The organism is Caulobacter sp. GW821-FHT11E10 (assembly GCF_058808375.1).
In genome coordinates, this window is sequence record NZ_JBXARP010000001.1 from 344,802 (window position 1) to 361,369 (window position 16,568).

17 protein-coding genes are annotated in these 16,568 nt (G+C 67.7%); 7 read left to right on the forward strand and 10 right to left on the reverse strand.

Annotation, left to right across the window (positions count from 1 at the left end; genetic code table 11):
• Positions 1-73: 73 nt before the first annotated feature.
• Positions 74-1,231: a DUF3089 domain-containing protein gene (locus tag AC1RRV_RS01605; protein ID WP_492857830.1), complete on the reverse strand. Its 1,158-nt coding sequence runs from the start codon at positions 1,229-1,231 to the stop codon at positions 74-76.
• Between the two features lie 175 nt (positions 1,232-1,406).
• Here AC1RRV_RS01605 and AC1RRV_RS01610 point away from each other — a divergent pair, with 175 nt between their 5' ends.
• On the forward strand, positions 1,407-2,468 hold the full coding sequence (locus tag AC1RRV_RS01610; protein ID WP_492857831.1) for an IMCp domain-containing protein: 1,062 nt from the start codon (positions 1,407-1,409) through the stop codon (positions 2,466-2,468).
• Between the two features lie 30 nt (positions 2,469-2,498).
• Here AC1RRV_RS01610 and AC1RRV_RS01615 read toward each other — a convergent pair whose 3' ends face one another.
• The 4 genes from AC1RRV_RS01615 to groES all read right to left on the reverse strand — a co-directional run bounded on the left by AC1RRV_RS01615 (position 2,499) and on the right by groES (position 5,168).
• Entirely contained in the window at positions 2,499-2,813 is a 315-nt protein-coding gene (locus AC1RRV_RS01615) for a hypothetical protein (protein WP_492857832.1), read from the reverse strand.
• 55 nt (positions 2,814-2,868) lie between these two features.
• Entirely contained in the window at positions 2,869-3,000 is a 132-nt protein-coding gene (locus AC1RRV_RS01620; protein WP_492857833.1) for a hypothetical protein, read from the reverse strand.
• 174 nt (positions 3,001-3,174) lie between these two features.
• Positions 3,175-4,818, reverse strand: coding sequence for a chaperonin GroEL (gene groL, locus AC1RRV_RS01625; protein ID WP_492857834.1), 1,644 nt, complete (start codon positions 4,816-4,818; stop codon positions 3,175-3,177).
• Positions 4,819-4,877: 59 nt separating this feature from the next.
• Positions 4,878-5,168, reverse strand: a complete 291-nt coding sequence (gene groES / locus AC1RRV_RS01630; RefSeq protein ID WP_010918572.1) for a co-chaperone GroES — start codon at positions 5,166-5,168, stop codon at positions 4,878-4,880.
• A 175-nt stretch (positions 5,169-5,343) separates the two neighbouring features.
• On the opposite strand from groES, the gene AC1RRV_RS01635 reads away from it, so the two are divergent.
• Positions 5,344-5,727, forward strand: coding sequence for a VOC family protein (locus tag AC1RRV_RS01635; protein WP_492857835.1), 384 nt, complete (start codon positions 5,344-5,346; stop codon positions 5,725-5,727).
• A gap of 29 nt (positions 5,728-5,756) precedes the next feature.
• A complete protein-coding gene (locus AC1RRV_RS01640; protein WP_492857836.1) occupies positions 5,757-6,182 on the forward strand; it encodes a DUF4345 family protein in 426 nt (141 codons plus the stop codon).
• Here AC1RRV_RS01640 and AC1RRV_RS01645 read toward each other — a convergent pair.
• Together AC1RRV_RS01645 and AC1RRV_RS01650 are read right to left on the reverse strand one after the other, a co-directional pair.
• Positions 6,179-6,697, reverse strand: a complete 519-nt coding sequence (locus tag AC1RRV_RS01645) for a methylated-DNA--[protein]-cysteine S-methyltransferase (RefSeq protein ID WP_492857837.1) — start codon at positions 6,695-6,697, stop codon at positions 6,179-6,181. The two genes, AC1RRV_RS01640 and AC1RRV_RS01645, sit on opposite strands and share 4 nt — an antisense overlap.
• A gap of 201 nt (positions 6,698-6,898) precedes the next feature.
• Positions 6,899-8,206 carry an acyl-CoA dehydrogenase family protein gene (locus tag AC1RRV_RS01650; protein ID WP_492857838.1) on the reverse strand — a complete coding sequence of 436 codons (1,308 nt, stop codon included), beginning with the start codon at positions 8,204-8,206 and terminating at the stop codon, positions 6,899-6,901.
• Positions 8,207-8,362: 156 nt separating this feature from the next.
• On the opposite strand from AC1RRV_RS01650, the gene AC1RRV_RS01655 reads away from it, so the two are divergent.
• Both AC1RRV_RS01655 and AC1RRV_RS01660 read left to right on the forward strand, forming a co-directional pair.
• Entirely contained in the window at positions 8,363-8,956 is a 594-nt protein-coding gene (locus AC1RRV_RS01655; RefSeq protein WP_492857839.1) for a GNAT family N-acetyltransferase, read from the forward strand.
• Positions 8,957-9,051: 95 nt separating this feature from the next.
• Complete coding sequence (locus AC1RRV_RS01660) at positions 9,052-10,467, forward strand: hypothetical protein (RefSeq protein WP_492857840.1); 1,416 nt, start codon at positions 9,052-9,054, stop codon at positions 10,465-10,467.
• A 208-nt stretch (positions 10,468-10,675) separates the two neighbouring features.
• Here the strand turns inward: AC1RRV_RS01660 and AC1RRV_RS01665 are convergent, their stop codons facing one another.
• Positions 10,676-11,086: a VOC family protein gene (locus AC1RRV_RS01665; RefSeq protein WP_492857841.1), complete on the reverse strand. Its 411-nt coding sequence runs from the start codon at positions 11,084-11,086 to the stop codon at positions 10,676-10,678.
• Between the two features lie 60 nt (positions 11,087-11,146).
• Positions 11,147-13,060, reverse strand: coding sequence for a DNA mismatch repair endonuclease MutL (gene mutL / locus AC1RRV_RS01670; RefSeq protein ID WP_492857842.1), 1,914 nt, complete (start codon positions 13,058-13,060; stop codon positions 11,147-11,149).
• 159 nt (positions 13,061-13,219) lie between these two features.
• Between mutL and AC1RRV_RS01675 the strand changes: the two genes are divergently transcribed.
• On the forward strand, positions 13,220-14,230 hold the full coding sequence (locus AC1RRV_RS01675; RefSeq protein WP_492857843.1) for a TraB/GumN family protein: 1,011 nt from the start codon (positions 13,220-13,222) through the stop codon (positions 14,228-14,230).
• A gap of 83 nt (positions 14,231-14,313) precedes the next feature.
• On the forward strand, positions 14,314-15,258 hold the full coding sequence (locus AC1RRV_RS01680; RefSeq protein ID WP_492857844.1) for a TraB/GumN family protein: 945 nt from the start codon (positions 14,314-14,316) through the stop codon (positions 15,256-15,258).
• Positions 15,259-15,727: 469 nt separating this feature from the next.
• On the opposite strand, the gene AC1RRV_RS01685 is transcribed toward AC1RRV_RS01680, so the two are convergent.
• Complete coding sequence (locus AC1RRV_RS01685) at positions 15,728-16,228, reverse strand: DUF4304 domain-containing protein (RefSeq protein ID WP_492857845.1); 501 nt, start codon at positions 16,226-16,228, stop codon at positions 15,728-15,730.
• Positions 16,229-16,568: the final 340 nt, after the last annotated feature.

Genomic DNA, 16,568 nt, shown 5'->3' on the forward strand with positions numbered 1-16,568 from the left:
TGCGTGGGCCGGAGCGCCGTCGACGCGCTACCGGTGAGAAATGGCGCTAGGGCCGGTGGGAAGAAACGAGGCCCTAGCGTCCCGCGTAGGCCTTGGCCTGACGCGCCACCAGGCGGTTCATGTCGCCCATCTCCACGTTCACGTCGATCAGGTGCAGGCCCCAATCCTTGAGGATGTTGCCAGCCACCACGACGTCGCCGCTGATTTCGTCGGTGCGCGGGTCGGCCGGATCGGCGTTCACCTTGACGGCGAGATAGGTGAAGTCGCCTTCGCTGACACAGCGGGCCGACAGTAGCCCGGGCAGGGCGACGAACGGCGTCGACACCGTCAGGTCCTTGGCGAACGGCTTCGGCGTCGCGCTCGAGAGGAAGGCCTTGCTGCTCAGATAGGCGTGAACCGGGGTCTCATCCGTCGAGGCCTTGCCGGCCAGCAGGGCGGCGGGGTTCACGCAGCCGGCGCGACGGCCCTGGTCGTCGGTCTTGCCGAAGCGGCTGTTGGCCGGCGGCGGGCTGCTGTCGCGGAACGAGACATAGGTGACCAGGCAGCCGGCCTGATCGGCCTTGGCGCACAGCGGGATCGAGCCGAACTTGCCGTCCGCGACCGGCGTGTTCATGCCGATGACATAGGCCGAGATCATCTGCTTCTGCGCGGGCTTGCCGTCGACCTCGTTCTTCAGCAGGTCCAGCAGCATGCGCGAGCCCTGGCTGTGGCCCATCAGGACCACGCCCCGGCCCTTGTTCTCATGCGTCAGGTACCAGTTCCAGGCGTCGCGGACGTCGCCATAGGCCAGGGCGCCGTTGCCCGGCGAAGGCTGGCCCATCATCACCGCGCGCAGCGCCGCCAGGGTCACCTGGCGATACATCGGCGCGAACACCCGGCATTGGCCGGTGAAGCGGGCCAGCTGCTGCTCGACCACCCGCCGCTCGGCGTCGTCGATGGTCATGTCGCTGTTGCCGCCCGGGTCGGTCGAGACCGTCGGATAGACATAGAAACAGTCGTAGGCGGCGCCGGTGGTGGCCTTGAAGGCCTCGACCGAGGTCTTGCCGTCGGCTTGGACGATCGTGGTGGTCTGGTCGACCGCGCAGGCGTCCGCGCGACCGGGCAGGCACAGCCAGTTCTCGGTCTTGCCGTAGTCGTTGGGCGTGGTCGGGGCGGCGGGCGTCTGGGCGCAGGCCAGGGTGGTCAGGGCTAGGCCCGCGGTCAGGCCCAAGGCCATCAAGATCTTCGCCATCGTCATCTCCCCAAGACTTGGCCCCGTCTGGGCTCAAACGCTTGTTTGGAGCGGAGCATGGCCAAAAGAACGGCGCTCGCCAAGAGGGCTCGACGCGGCTTGGCCCGATGATTGCGGCGGCCAGGGGGAGTCGTCCCGCCGTGGGACAGCGCAGCTTTTCGTAGCGAGGTCGAGAATGACCCTCCGGACCGTTCTATTCGCCGGCGTGACCGCCGTTTTCGCGAGCGCCATGATGGTCGCGCCCGCGTTCGCCGATGGCTTCCCCGCCGCGCCGGTGCGCAAGGCCGCTGTGCCGAAACGAGCCCCCGCGCCCAAGCCCCGCACCCGCGTCGTCTATGTCGACCGTCAGGTCGTCGTGGAAAAGCCGGTCGTCGTGGAAAAGAAGGTGGCGGTCTATGTCGATCGCCCCGTGACCCAGATCGTCGAGAAGGTGATCGACCGTCCCGTCTATATCGAGAAGCGCATCGAGGTGCCGGTCGAGCGCATCGTCCAGGTGCCCGTCGAACGCATCGTCGAGAAGCCGGTCTACGTCGAAAAACGCGTCGAGGTTCCCGTTGACCGGATCATCGAGAAGCGGGTCGAGGTTCCGGTGGAGCGGATCGTCCGGGTCCCGGTCGAGAAGATCGTCGAGGTCCCCGTCGACCGCATCATCGAAAAGCGCGTCGAGGTCCCGGTGGATCGCGTCGTCCGCGTCCCGGTCGATCGGATCGTCGAGAAGCCCGTCTATATCGAGCGCAAGGTCTATGTGGACCGCGCCCCGCCGCCGCGTCGTGAATGCGACTGCGGTCCGCGCCGGGAATATCGCGACTATCGCGGCGGCGCGGCCGTCGAGATGCGCGAGGAAAGCTATGAGTCCGAGAGCTCGCGCTACGAAGAGAGCTATGAGAGCTCGTCGTATGGCGGTTCGTCCTATGGCGGCGGCTATTCGAGCTCGCGCTATGGCGCTGGCGGCGGCTGGAACGCCAACGCCGCGCCGGCTTCGGCCTGGGGCTACTATGTCGAGCCTCCGCCGCTGCCGATGGGCTATGTCGGCCGGATGTCGGGTGGCGGCGGTGGCGGCTATGGCGGCGTCGGCCTGATCGGCGGCGGCGGATTCGCCGGCGGCCATGCGGGAGGCTACGCCTCCAGCTCGGCCTCGGCCTCGGCGTCCGCGGCGGCGTCAGCCTCGGTCCGCGTCGGCGTCAGCGGTCGTGGCGGCGGCGGTTGCGGCGGCTGCGGTGGCGGCAAGCGCCACTAAGCTAGAGAGCTGGCGGTAAGCGCCACTAAGCTAGAGAGACAGCCAGCGACGCGGGTTCTTGTCACCGAGGGCCCGCGCCTCGCCGGACTTCAGGCCCAGGTCGCGCATGCGATAGGCGACGATCTCGCGCAGCGCCTCGACGGGCTCGTTTCCGTTCACGGGGCTGGAGGCGACCGATCCGGCATTCATCGCCAGGTCCACGGCCGCCCATTCGGCCTGGGCCCGGTCGGCCTTGCCGACGGCGAAGTAGTGGCGGACAGGCACGCGCTCGCCCGCGACCTCGACCATGACGCCGATGACCCAGCCTTGAACAATGAGATCGGCGTCGGGGCGTTGGCGCAGCATCCCTCGGATGTAGCGTCCGCGCGGCCCGGCGCAAAGGGCCCCGGTAAGTCGGGGGTCAGCCGATCAGCTGGAACGCGGCCTGACTGACCAGGCCCAGGAAGAGCCAGGCCGAAAGGGCGAACACGACCAGCGTCGTCTTGGACGTCCGGCGCCGACGATAGCTAGGGGACAAACGCACGAACGACATCACCGCCTCCATGCTCTCAGATCTTGCCGAGACGTTAACGCGAATGGGCCGCCTTGGATCCGCCATGAATCGCTCATCACGGGAATTTTAGACCGGCGTTACGCGAACAACGAAAAAGGGCGGAGCCTCGCGGCCCCGCCCTTCTCGTTTTCAGCAGATGGCTGACGAGACTTCTTAGAAGTCCATGTCACCCATGCCGCCCGGCATGCCGCCGCCCGGAGCGCCACCGGCGTTCTTCTTCGGGGCTTCGACGATGGCGGCTTCCGTCGTGATCAGCAGGCCGGCCACCGAAGCGGCGTCTTGCAGAGCCGTGCGGACAACCTTGGCCGGGTCGATGACGCCGTCGGCGATCAGGTCGACATACTGCTCGGTCTGGGCGTTAAAGCCGAACGAGGCGCTGGTGCTTTCCAGGACCTTGCCGACCACGATCGAGCCTTCGACGCCGGCGTTTTCGGCGATCTGACGGATCGGGGCCTGCAGGGCGCGACGGACGATGGCGATGCCAGCGGTCTGGTCGGCGTTGTCGCCGGTCAGGCCGGCCAGGGCTTGCGAAGCCTTCAGCAGAGCCGTGCCGCCGCCCGGGACGATGCCTTCATCGGCGGCCGCGCGGGTCGCGTTGAGGGCGTCGTCGACGCGGTCCTTCTTTTCCTTCACTTCGACTTCGGTCGAGCCGCCGACACGGATGACCGCAACGCCGCCGGCCAGCTTGGCCAGACGCTCTTGCAGCTTTTCCTTGTCGTAGTCCGACGTGGTGTCTTCGATCTGGCGCTTGATCTGGGCGATACGGGCTTCGATCGCGTCCTTCTCACCGATGCCGTCCACGATCGTGGTGTCGTCCTTGGTGATCGAGACCTTCTTGGCCTTGCCGAGCATGTCGAGCGACACGTTCTCGAGCTTGATGCCCAGGTCTTCCGACACGACTTGAGCGCCGGTCAGGATGGCCAGGTCTTCCAGCATGGCCTTGCGGCGATCGCCGAAGCCCGGAGCCTTGACGGCGGCGACGCGCAGGCCGCCACGCAGCTTGTTGACGACCAGGGTCGCCAGGGCTTCGCCCTCGACGTCCTCGGCGATGATCAGCAGGGGACGGCCCGACTGAACGACGGCTTCCAGCACCGGCAGCAGCGGCTGCAGCGACGACAGCTTCTTTTCGAACAGGAGGATCAGCGGCTCTTCCAGCTGAACTTCCATCTTGTCGGCGTTGGTGATGAAGTACGGCGACAGGTAGCCGCGGTCGAACTGCATGCCTTCGACGACGTCGAGTTCGGTCTCGGCGGTCTTGGCTTCTTCAACCGTGATGACGCCTTCGTTGCCGACCTTGTCCATGGCGCGCGCGATCATGTCGCCCACTTCCTTGTCGCCGTTGGCCGAGATGGTGCCGACCTGAGCGATTTCGGTGTTGGTGGTGACCTTCTTCGACGACTTCTTGATCTCGTCGACGACGATGTGCACGGCCTTGTCGATGCCGCGCTTCAGGTCCATCGGGTTCATGCCGGCGGCGACCGACTTGAGGCCTTCCTGGACGATGGCTTGGGCCAGGACCGTGGCGGTCGTGGTGCCGTCACCGGCCTTGTCGTTGGTCTTCGACGCGACTTCGCGGATCATCTGCGCGCCGAGGTTCTCGAAGCGGTCAGCCAGTTCGATTTCCTTGGCGACCGAGACGCCGTCCTTGGTCGAGCGCGGGGCGCCGAACGACTTTTCGATGACCACGTTGCGGCCCTTGGGACCCAGGGTCACCTTCACCGCGTTGGCGAGGATGTTGACGCCGCGCAGCATCTTGTCGCGCGCGTCCGAAGAGAAATAAACGTCTTTAGCGGCCATGTGTATGAGCCCTTCTAAAAGAGAAACTGGGTATCGAAAGCGAAGAGGACGGAGGAGGCTTAGGCCTCGACCACGCCCAGGACGTCGCTTTCCTTCATGATCAGGAGGTCCTGACCGTCGACCTTCACTTCCGTGCCCGACCACTTGCCGAACAGGATGCGGTCACCGGCCTTGACGTCCAGGGCGACGACGTCGCCCTTGTCGTTGCGCGCGCCGGGGCCGACGGCGACGACTTCGCCTTCCTGCGGCTTTTCCTTGGCGGTGTCGGGGATGATGATCCCGCCCTTGGTCTTGGTTTCTTCTTCGACGCGCTTCACGAGGACGCGGTCGCCCAGGGGACGAAATTTCATTGGTGTTCTCCGTCGGAACGGTTTGTGTAAAGGGTTCGCTGGCTCAGGGGAGCGCTGCTGTTAGCAGTCGCCCTCGTCGAGTGCCAACGCCGAGCGTGAGTTAGGCAGGGGGCTCGGGGGAGTCAAGGACGACGCCCGCGAACTTTTCGCGAAGGGCCAATAAGGAGGGGCTTCGATGTTCGACCACATGGGGCTCGGAGTCGTCGATTTCCAGCGTTCGACGGCCTTTTATGACGCCGCCCTGGCCCCGCTGGGCATCCGCCAGCTCTATGTCGTGCCCAAGGAATTTTCCGGCGGCGTCGACGCGGTCGGCTACGGCAAGGTGCGTCCGATGTTCTGGGTCGCCGAGCAGGACGCCACCCGGGGCAAGCTGCACATCGCGTTCGCCGCCAAGACACGGGCCGAGGTCGACGCCTTCCACGCGGCCGCGCTGAAGGCCGGCGGTCGCGATAACGGCGCGCCCGGACTTCGCCCACATTACGATAAAGACTATTACGGCGCGTTCGTGCTGGATCCGGACGGCTTCAACGTCGAAGCCGTCTGCCGCGCACCGGACTAGATCCAGACCCAAAGGGGAGCGCCTGCCGCATGTCGAGCTATGTCCTGTCGCTGTTCCTGGCGGTGTTGGCCTGCGTGATCGGCGGGACCCTGGGCGGCATGATCCTGGCGCGGCCGCAGACCATGCTGGGCCTGGCGGGCCTGGCCGACGAAGACACGCCCAAGCCGCGGCTGTTCGCCGAGGGCCGGGCGCTGGGCGGGGTGCTGATCGCCTCGCACGGCGTGGCGGCGCTCTATCTCGGCTACCAGCCCCGGATCGGCGCGGCCATGGCTCTGGCCCTGGCGGTCGCCTGGCTGGGCGCGGCGGCGGGGCGGGCTCTGTCGGCGGCGCTGGATGGCGCGGACGGGCGCTTCAACACCGGCTCGATGGTGTTCAACGGCCTGATCGGCATCACCCTGAGCCTGCCGTTCTTCCAGGTCGGCAAGGTCTTCGTGCGCGGCGTGGGCTTGGTCTAGCCCTCCGCGGCCCCTTCGTGGGCGAGCAGCCAGCGCTTGCGTTCGATCCCGCCGCCGTAGCCGGTCAGCGAGCCGTCCATGCCGATCACCCGATGGCAGGGCGCGACGATGCTCAAGGGGTTGGCGCCGTTGGCGTGGCCGGCGGCGCGGATCGCGGCCGGACGACCGGCGCGACGGGCCAGCTCTGAATAGGTGATCGTCTGGCCGGCCGGGATCTGCGTCAGCGCCGTCCACACCGCGTGCTGGAACGCCGTGCCGTTGGTCGCCCAGGGGATGGCGCGCAGGGTGTCGAACGCGCCCGCGAAATAGGCCGCCATGGCCTCGCGGATCGCGGCGGGCGCTGAACCGGCGTCAGGCCGCAAAGCGCCGTAGTGCGTGCGCAACAGGCGATCCAGCCGGTGCTCATAGTCGTGAAAGTCCAACGCCCGCAGCGCGCCGTCCTCGTCGGTGACGATCAGCAGCTCGCCGATGGGCGAGGGCGCGCGGTCCAGGATCAGGCGATCGGGGCGACTCATGGAGCGATCATCGCCGGAGGCGACGAGGGTGTCCGCCCGGATTTTGCTCTTCCTTCTCCCCTTGCGGGAGAAGGTGGCCGCGAAGCGGTCGGATGAGGGGTTGATAGGCCTGTCCGCCGCCCACGAAAAAGGGGCCGCCAGAGCGACCCCTCATCCGTCAGCCTGCGGCTGCCACCTTCTCCCGCAAGGGGAGAAGGGAAATCAACGAATCCCCGGCACCTGCATGGCGGCTTCCTTCTCGGCCTTCTGCTTGAAGACCAGGTCGCCGTACTTGCCGTACTCCATGCGGGCGATGGTGCGCTGGTGGACCTCGTCCGGGCCGTCGGCCAGGCGCAGGGTGCGGATGCCGGCATAGGCCTTGGCCAGGCCGAAGTCGGTGGTCACCCCGCCGCCGCCGTGGGCCTGGATGGCGTCGTCGATGATCTTCAAAGCCAGGCGCGGGGCCGCGACCTTGATCATGGCGATCTCCAGACGGGCCGACTTGTTGCCGGCCTTGTCCATCATGTCGGCGGCCTTCAGGCACAGCAGGCGGCACATCTCGATGTCGATGCGGGCGTCGGCGACCCGCTCTTCCCACACCGAGTGGTCCGAGACGTACTTGCCGAAGGCCTTCCGGCTCATCAGGCGCTTGCACATCTTCTCCAGCGCGACTTCCGCCGTGCCGATGGTGCGCATGCAGTGGTGGATGCGGCCGGGGCCCAGGCGACCCTGGGCGATCTCGAAGCCGCGGCCTTCGCCCAGCAGCAGGGCGTCCTCGATCGGCACGCGGACGTCCTTGAGAATGACCTCGGCATGGCCGTGCGGGGCGTCGTCATAGCCGAACACCGGCAACATGCGGACGATCTCGATACCCGGCGCATCCAGCGGCACCAGGACCTGGCTCTGCTGCTGGTGGCGACTGGCGTTGTCGGGATCGGTCTTGCCCATGACGATGGCGACCTTGCAGCGCGGATCGCCCACGCCCGAGGACCACCACTTGCGGCCGTTGATCACATAGTGGTCGCCGTCGCGCTCGATGCGGGTCTCGATATTGGTGGCGTCCGAGCTGGCCACCGCCGGCTCGGTCATCAGGAAGGCCGAGCGGATCTCGCCGTTCATCAGCGGACGCAGCCAGCGCTCCTTCTGCGCCAGCGTGCCGTAGCGCATCAGCACTTCCATGTTGCCCGTGTCGGGCGCGGAACAGTTGAACACCTCCGAGGCGAAGCCGACCTTGCCGAGCTGCTCGGCGATCAGGCTGTATTCCAGGTTGGTCAGCTGCACGCCTTCGAACTGGAACGTGTCGTCGACGTGAACCTGGCCGCTGTGCGGCGGCATGAAGAAGTTCCACAGGCCGGCGGCCTTGGCTTTGGCCTTCAGCTCCTCGACGACCTGGACGACCTTCCAGCGCTCGGCGCCGAGGACGTTCATCTCGGCCTCATAGACCGGGATCGCCGGAACGATGTGCTCTTCCATGAACGCGGTGACGCGATCCAGGAAGGCGCGCTGCTTGGGGGAGATGTCGAAATCCATGGCGTTCCCTCTACCCGCTTTCTTGTATCTCAAACGCTTGTTTGAAGTGGTTGTAGACCGGCCTGACGCGGGCGGCAAGCGGGCACGCGACCTAACGTCGCGTCAAAGACGCCGAACCGGGTTGTCAGGGCGCGGCTCCTGGCCGAAAACACCACCATGCTGAACCTGACCGCCGACATCCTGCAGGGCCGCTACGTCCGGCTCGAACCGATCACCGTCGATCACCGCGACGAGCTGAAGGCCGCCATCGACTGCGATCCCGCCAGCTGGGAGATCATGTCGGTCAATGGCTGCGGCGAGGGCTTCGATGACTTCTGGGGCGAGCTGCAGGGCGAGACCGACCGGGGCGAGCGGGTCGGCTTCGCTATCCGCCGCCTGTCGGACGGCCAGGTGATCGGCACCTCCAGCTACCTCAATATCCGCCGCATGCATGGCGGGCTGGAGATCGGCTCGACCTTTCTGAACCCAGACGCCCGCTCGGGTCCGGTCAATCCGGAGAGCAAGCGCCTGATGCTGGCCCACGCCTTCAACGCCGGGGCGATCCGCATCGAGTTCAATGTCGACGTTCGCAACGCCCGCAGCCAGGCCGCCGTGGAAAAGCTGGGCGCCAGCAAGGAAGGCGTCCTGCGCAGCCACAAGGTCACCTGGACCGGCCACGTGCGCGACACCGCCGTGTTCTCGATCACCGACTACGACTGGCCGGCCATCCGCGAGCGGCTGGAATTCCGGCTCAGCGAGACCTTCGTCTAGGCGGAATCCGGCGTTCGAACGGCCCGGGAAATAAAACGGCGTTATCTCGCTGGTTGTAAGACTTCTAAAATAATGAGGCCCTAGGGTCTGGCCCCATGACGGCCATCGTTTGCCTGCGAATCCTGTTCACCGCCGACGGCGAGAGCCGGCCGGGTGAAGTCCCCAAGCACAAGGCGCAGGGGGTTGCGGACGCATTCCTGAAGTCTCGCTGGCGCGCGCCGCGCAAGTGCGGGGCCGTCGCGCCCCTGGCTTTCGTGCTGGCCGACCACAATGTCGAGCACCTGGATCCGACCGAGGTTCAGGGCCTGGCGGCCGAGCTGGAGAAGGTCCTGTTCCCGGGCCGTCCGATCGGCCAAATCGCCCTGATGACTTTCGAAGGCGACGAACAGGCGGTGCTGCAGTTCGCGGCCCTGTCGCAGAAGGAACTGGCGGGCCTGATGGCCGGCGAGGGCTATGGCGGCGATCCTGGCCGCGTCCACGTCATCACCGCCGACTCCATCGAACCGATGCCGGCCACCCGCGAAGAGGCCAAGGCCTACGCGGCCGAAAAGGCCAAGGCCGCCGCGCCGGCCGCCCCGGCTCTCGCCCCGATCGCCCCCGCCGCCGCTCCGGTTCCCGCCGCGACCGCGCCGATCGCGATCCAGCCCGCGCCCGAGCCGAAGCCGGCCGCGCCCATTTCCATCGCGCCGATCGCCGTCGAGGCCTCGCCGGCCGAGCCCGCGGCCCCGCTCGAGATCATCGCCCCGAAGGCCTCCGCCAAGTCCGAGCCAGGGCCAGCGCCCCTCGCCAAGGCCGCCAAGGTCGCGGCCCCGCCGCCGCCCGCCGAAACCGGCTGGTGGGGCGTCTATGACCTGGCCGAAAGCGCTTTCGTCGGGTCCGCGATCGGCATGCGCGCCGATCTGATCGGCCCCGCGCCGGAAGACGACGCCAAGCTGCTGAAGCGCGACCTGATCGCCCTGACCGACGCCCAGGCGGCGCTGAAGACGGCGGCGTTCGGCGAGGTCCATGTGCCGTTCGGCTTCTGGAACCTGACCACGCCCTCATCGCAGGAGGCCTATAAGAGCCGCCTGTCGCGCTACCCGCTGGACCAGCAGCCGCGCCTGACCGCGACGATCTATTGCACGCCGCGCGAGGCCTCGATCGGCATGCTGCAGCAGATGCGCCTGTTCCTGAAGGGCAGCTTTTCCCGGATGGACGTGCGGATCGCCGATCCGACCTTCCCGATCCAGGGCCTGCCGCCCGAGCTGGTCGACAGCATCACCCTGGTCCTGTCGGGCGAGACCGAGCACGACCGCCTGAAGCAGATCCTCAAGTTCGTCGAGCGCAAGGGCGCCTACGCCGCCAAGGAAGTGGCGCAGGCGGTGGCCAATGTGACCTCGGCGGTTGAGCTGGAGGCCTGCAAGGCCGGCGGCATCTTCCGCGTCCAGGGCCCGGCGATCACCGACCTGATGGAAAAGCCGGTGTCCGGCCCCGAAGGCGCGCCCCTGGCCCTGGCTCAGAGCGCCGCTTAAGGGCGGAACGGCCTCCAATCGGCCTAACCCATCGCCTTCCTGGGTCTTGTGCCCAGGACCCATGCTTGAGGCTGGCGAGGGCTGTTCCAGTCCACGCGGCTGAAGGGCCGAGAACTCGGCCCTAATTCAGTTGCATCCGAACCATGGATCCTGGGCACAAGGCCCAGGAAGGCGGGGAACTGCGGTTCGCGCCGAATGCCAGTAGATCCTACCCCTTCGGCATCTCGAAGGTGATCGAGACGCTGGCGGCCGAGCGCTCGTGGGGCCCGTGATAGACGGCCTCGATATTGTTGCCGTCCGGATCCCACAGGAACGCCGCGTAGTAGCCGGGGTGGTAGGGCCGCTCGCCCGCGCCGCCGTTGTCGCGACCGCCGGCGGCGAGGCCCGCCTGGTGGAACCGCTCGACGGCGTCGCGATCCTTGGCCTGGAAGGCCAGGTGGATGTGCGTCGCCGGCTCGCCCGCATCGATCCAGATCTCGTCCGCGTCCAGGTGGGTGTCGTCCTCGTTGAACGGCACGCCCAGCGCCCCCAGGATCGCGCGGTAGAAACGCTTGGTCGCCTCGAGGTCGCGGGCGCGGAGCTGGATGTGGTCGATCAGTCGACCGCGATGGATTTCCATGACTAGGCCTCCGGGTTTCGGACCCGAACGCCCCGCACCGTCAAGCGGTTCTGGCGGCGCTTACCGTCGCCCGAACAGCTTCTCGATATCGGCCAGCTTCAGTTCGACATAGGTCGGGCGGCCATGGTTGCACTGGCCCGAGTGGGGCGTGGCCTCCATCTCGCGGAGCAGGGCGTTCATCTCGGCGCCGTTCAGGCGTCGGCCGGCGCGGACGCTGCCGTGGCAGGCCATGGTCGAGCAGACCTCCTCCAGCCGCTCCTTCAGCGCCAGGGCCTGGCCGTTCTCGGCGAGGTCGTCGGCGATGTCGCGGACCAGGGCGGCGGCGTCGGTCTTGCCCAGCAGGGCCGGGGTCTCGCGCACCAGCACCGCGCCCGGGCCGAAGCTCTCGATCACCAGGCCCAGGGCGGCCAGCTCCTCGGCGCGGGCGACGACGCGCTCGGCTTCGGCGGGATCCAGGTCGACCACCTCGGGCAGCAGCAGGGTCTGGCGCGCGACGCCGCCGGTCGCCATCTCGCCCTTCATGCGCTCATAGACCAGTCGCTCGTGGGCGGCGTGCTGGTCGACAATGACCATGCCGTCGCGGGTCTGAGCGACGATATAGGTCTCGTGCACCTGAGCCCGGGCCGCGCCCAGCGGGAAATCGACCGGGTCGAACGGCGCGCCGGCGGATTGATAGTCCGTAGTCGGACGATCTTCGAAGGCGACGTTCGTATAGGCCTCGCGGACCACCTCGGCGAGCTCGCCGCCAAAGCTGGGTTCGACGCGGGCCGAGACCTCATTCAGACCGGGCAGATCCATGGCCCGCTGGGTCGGCGGCGCCCAGCCGCCCTCGCGCCAGGCCGAGAAGCCGGCGGCAGACGGGCCGGGTTGATACCCCGGCTGATAGCCCGGAAACGGGCTCTGCTGGGCGCGGATGCTGTCCAGGGCCTGGTTGGCGACGGTGGTCGAGGCGCGGTGGCCGGCGGCGGCCAGGGCGTGGCGCAGGGCGCCGACGATCAGGCCGCGCACCAGGGCCGGATCGCGGAAGCGCACCTCGGCCTTGGCCGGATGGACGTTGACGTCGACCTCGGCGGTGTCGAGCGTGACATAGAGCGCCGCCGTCGGGTGGCGGTCGCGCGCCAGGAAATCGGCATAGGCCGCGCGCAGGGCGCCTTGCAGCAGCCGGTCGCGCACGGGGCGTCCGTTCACGAACAGATACTGGTGCGCCGCGTTGCCGCGATTGTAGGTCGGCAGGCCGGCGAAGCCCGACAGCCGCACGCCGTCGCGAGTCTGATCGATCTCGATGGCGTTGTCCTGGAAGTCGCGGCCCAGCACGGCGGCCAGGCGCGCCAGGCGGCCTTGCGGACCCGGGTGCTCGGGCGGCAGGCGCAGGATGCGGCGGCCGTCGAGGTCCAGCGAGAAGCCGACGCTCTCATTGGCCATGGCCTGGCGCTTGATCTCCTCGGTGATCGCCAGGGCCTCGGCGCGCTCGGACTTCATGAACTTCAGGCGGGCGGGGGTGGCGTAGAAGAGATCGCGCACCTCGATCCGCGCACCGTGCGGACCCGGGAAGGCGGCCGGAGCGACCTCGCCGACCTGGCCGCCCTCGACCAGGATCGAATGGGCGTCGCTGGCGCCCTTGGCCCGCGAGCTGATCGTCAGCCGCGCCACCGAGCCGATCGACGGCAGGGCCTCGCCCCGGAAGCCCATGGTGTGGATGCGCAGCAGGTCCCAGAGGCCGTCCTCGTCGGGGGCCAGCTTGGAGGTGGCGTGGCGCTCGATCGCCACCGGCAGTTCTTCCGCCGACAGGCCGAAGCCGTCGTCGGCGACGAGAATGCGGGTCAGGCCGCCGCCATGGGCCTCGACCTCGATCCGGGTCGCGCCGGCGTCGATGGCGTTGTCGACCAGCTCCTTGATGGCGCTCGCCGGGCGCTCGACCACCTCGCCGGCGGCGATGCGGTTGACGGTCTCGGGCGGCAGGCGACGGATGGGCATCAGCGGACTTTCACGAGCCAGGCCGGCGAGCCTCCGAACCCGGAAGCGGCGCCGACATTGCAACTCCTTAAGTTGACCGGACGAACACCGATCGGCCAACGAGGGGGAGATCGTCCATTCTAGATCGATTCCGCCGCCGTTCGAGGAAGACAGATAATCATGCTGACCCGTTTTGCCGCCGCCGGCCTGGCGCTCTCCCTGCTGTGCGGAGGCTCGGCCCTGGCCCAGGCGCGCAATGAGGTCTCGATCCACCAGACCGCGCCGGTGAATCTCACCCCCGTCGACCCCGAGGCCAACCTCGTCGAGGAGCTGATCGTCAACGCCAAGCTGCCTGGTCCGGCCTGGTGGAAAGTCTCCGACGCCGACAGCACCGTCTACATCCTGGCCGTCCCCGCCATGGCGCCGAAGACCCTGGACTTCGACACCTCGGTGCTGGAGCGCCGGCTGGACGGCGCCAACCGCCTGATCATGGCGCCCGGAGCCGACATCAACGTGGTGCGCATCATCGCCCTGGCCCTGGGCGGCAAGCGCTATTTCCTGTCCGAGACGCCGATGCGCGAGACCTTGCCGCCCGACCTGCGGGCGCGACTGGACAAGCGTCTCGCCGCCGCCGGCGAGAAGCCCGACAGCATGGACAAGATCAAGCCGGCCTTCGCGGGCTTCCTGGTCGCCAACATGAAACAGGGCTCGGTCACCATCCAGAGCAGCGGCGTGTCCGACAAGATCGAGAAGATCGCCAAGAGCGGCGACCTCAAGAAGCGGCCGCGCATCCAGAAGCTGGACGGCTATGACCCGATCGACGGGCTGAAGTCGCTCGGCTCCCTGCCCAAGCCGATGCAGGAGTTCTGCCTCGCGGCCGGCCTGGGCGAGGCCGAGGCGGGCGGTCCCAGGATCACCGAAACGGCCGAGGGGTGGGCGACCGGCGACGTGGTCAAGCTGGCGGCCGCCGATCGCGGCTATCAGGCCTGTCTCTCCCGGACGCCGGGCGTGGCGTCGGAGATCCGCAAGACGATCGACCGCTCGACCAAGGCCATCGAACAGGCCCTCAAGGTCCCCGGCAAGTCGGTGGCCCTCGTCAACTTCCGGCCGCTGCTGTCGGAGGAGGGCGTGCTGACCAAGCTGAAGGCCAAGGGCTACAAGATCGCGACGCCGGCGGAGGCCCAGCCCTAAGGTCCAGCTTTGGGCCGCTTAAGGCCACGCTTTGGCCCCATGCGTCCCGTCTTGGTCGCGTATCGAGGTTACGGGGGAAGACGATGAAGGCGACAATCACGGCGGCCGTCCTCGGCCTGGCCAGCGCCTGGCCGCTGGCGGCCGGGGCCCAGGTCATCGACGACCCGCAGGCCAATGTGGTCGAGGCCCTGGTGGTCAGCGCCAAGCTGCCGGGGCCGGCCTGGTGGCGGGTCAGCGACGGCGACACGACCATCTACGTGCTCGGGACGCCAAACGCCCTGCCCAAGGGCCTGGCCTGGGACAAGTCGGTGCTGGAGCGCCGCCTCGACGGCGCCTTCGCCGTGATCACGCCACCCGTGTGGCGAGCCGGGCTGACCGATGTTCCCGGCCTGCTGAAGCTGCGCAAGCGGCTGAAGGGCGACGACGACTGGGCCCAGGCGTCCCCGGCCTTGGCGGCGCGGCTGCAGCGCGCCTGGACGGCGGCGGAGCCCAAGGACCCGGACGGCTGGCGGGATTGGAAGCCGCTGGTCGTCGCCCTGCAACTGAGCGGCAAGGCCGATCGCAAGGCCGAGCTCCAGACCATGGAGCCGGACAAGACGATCGGGACCCTGGCGCGCAAGCACAAGGTCAAGCCCCGGCCCGCCAAGGTCCATGACGCCATGCCGATGTTCAAGGCCATGGTGCGGGAGCACACCGACGAGGCGGGGCTCGTGTGCCTCGCCGAAACCCTCGACGTCGTCGAAGCCGGTCCGGGCGCGCGCCGGGCCGCGGCGGAAGCCTGGGCCCAGGGCCGGGTCAAGGCCGCGCTGGCCGGGCCGCGCGGCGCCGAACGCTGCCAATTGCTGCTGCCGGGCGTGCCCGAGGCCATGCGCCAAGGTGTCGACGACGAGGTCGAGGCCCTGGCCGGCCTCCTGAAGACCCCCGGCCACGCGGTGGCCTTCTACTCGATGCGCGGTCTGGTGGCCGAGAACGGCGTGCTCGACAAGCTGCGCGCGCGCGGGATCACGGTCCGCACGCCGGGGGATTGACGGGGCGTGTGCTTCGGTCCGGCGGCGGTTCAAAACCCCTCTCTCTTTGAGAGAGGGCGGGGCCCGCCGCGTAGCGGTGGGAGGGTGAGTGGTTACAGGCTTGCCGAATGAAGCGCCTTCCCTCCCGGGAAGGAGCCATCCTTACATCTCACGGCGAGACGATCGCTGGGCTGAGCAGGTCACGCCGCCGACACCGCCCTTCGGGCGGCCGCACGCGGCGGCGAAGCCGTCCTTGACTGACCTGCTCAGCCCAGCACGCTCCAGCTTCCAAGAGATCTAAGGATCGCACCAACCTGGGGCCGGCTTTCGACCCTAGTCGGGCATTGGCTCACTGCGTCCTTCGAGGCGCGCTCAGGAGCGCGCACCTCAGGATGAGGTGCACAGTGCAACGAACTCCTCATCCTGAGGCGCCCGCGCAGCGGGCCTCGAAGGACGCAGGACATGTCCGCTAACCACCCTAGTCGGACCTTCAAACGGTCTTCAACTCGCTGAGCGCGCGTTGGCGCTGATGGTCCGTGAGGCCGGGTGACTGGCCGCTTTCCCACAGTGCGGTCAACTGGGCGTCGTCTGCATGATCAAGCACGAAGCGTGTCGCCACGGCCAACAATGGGCTTAGTTCGGTGGCGAGTGCGTCAGTCTGGGTGGTACCATCCAAGTCCCACCACTGATCCGTCGGTTCGGGTAGGAACTCGCCAATTCGCTTCCTCAGATGGGCGTGCATGGAGCCCGCTTTGGAGACGTCCGGCTGATATTCGTCTAGTAGGCGGCCACAGACGACGCCGACGTTGATGGTGAAGCGGATAGTGTCGCTCGTGCTGGACTGGCTGCGTTGGACCTCGACAATCGCGCTGTTGCCGGACGCCACGCGCCGGAATGCGTGTCCGCGCTTGGTGAAGCCCTGAGCCTTGAGCTTGCGACCGATCCCGTCGAGCAATTCCTTGAAGTTCTGTTCGACGAGCTCATCCGACATTGCCTACCCCGAGTTGCTGCCGGTCAGCATATATGCCGAAGGTCCACCTTCCACCCCTAGCGGACCTGGGGCGCGATCTCGAAAAGGCGACTTAGCTGTTCTGCGCCGTCCCATCCGTCAGGGCGGTCAGAGTCACGACCCGACCAATGGGCTTCCCCTCCCCAGCCAGATCGATACCGCCTGAAGCGAGGATCGTGTCCTCAGCACGTGCCGAGGCTGCTGCGTTATCGTCGAAGCCTGGCTCCCACATGCAGCAAGGGCATATGGTCGTTCCTGCGAGGCCATCGCGTTCATCGTATGCCGGTTCAGAGGCATAATCGGGATAGCCGCACGCGGGGCA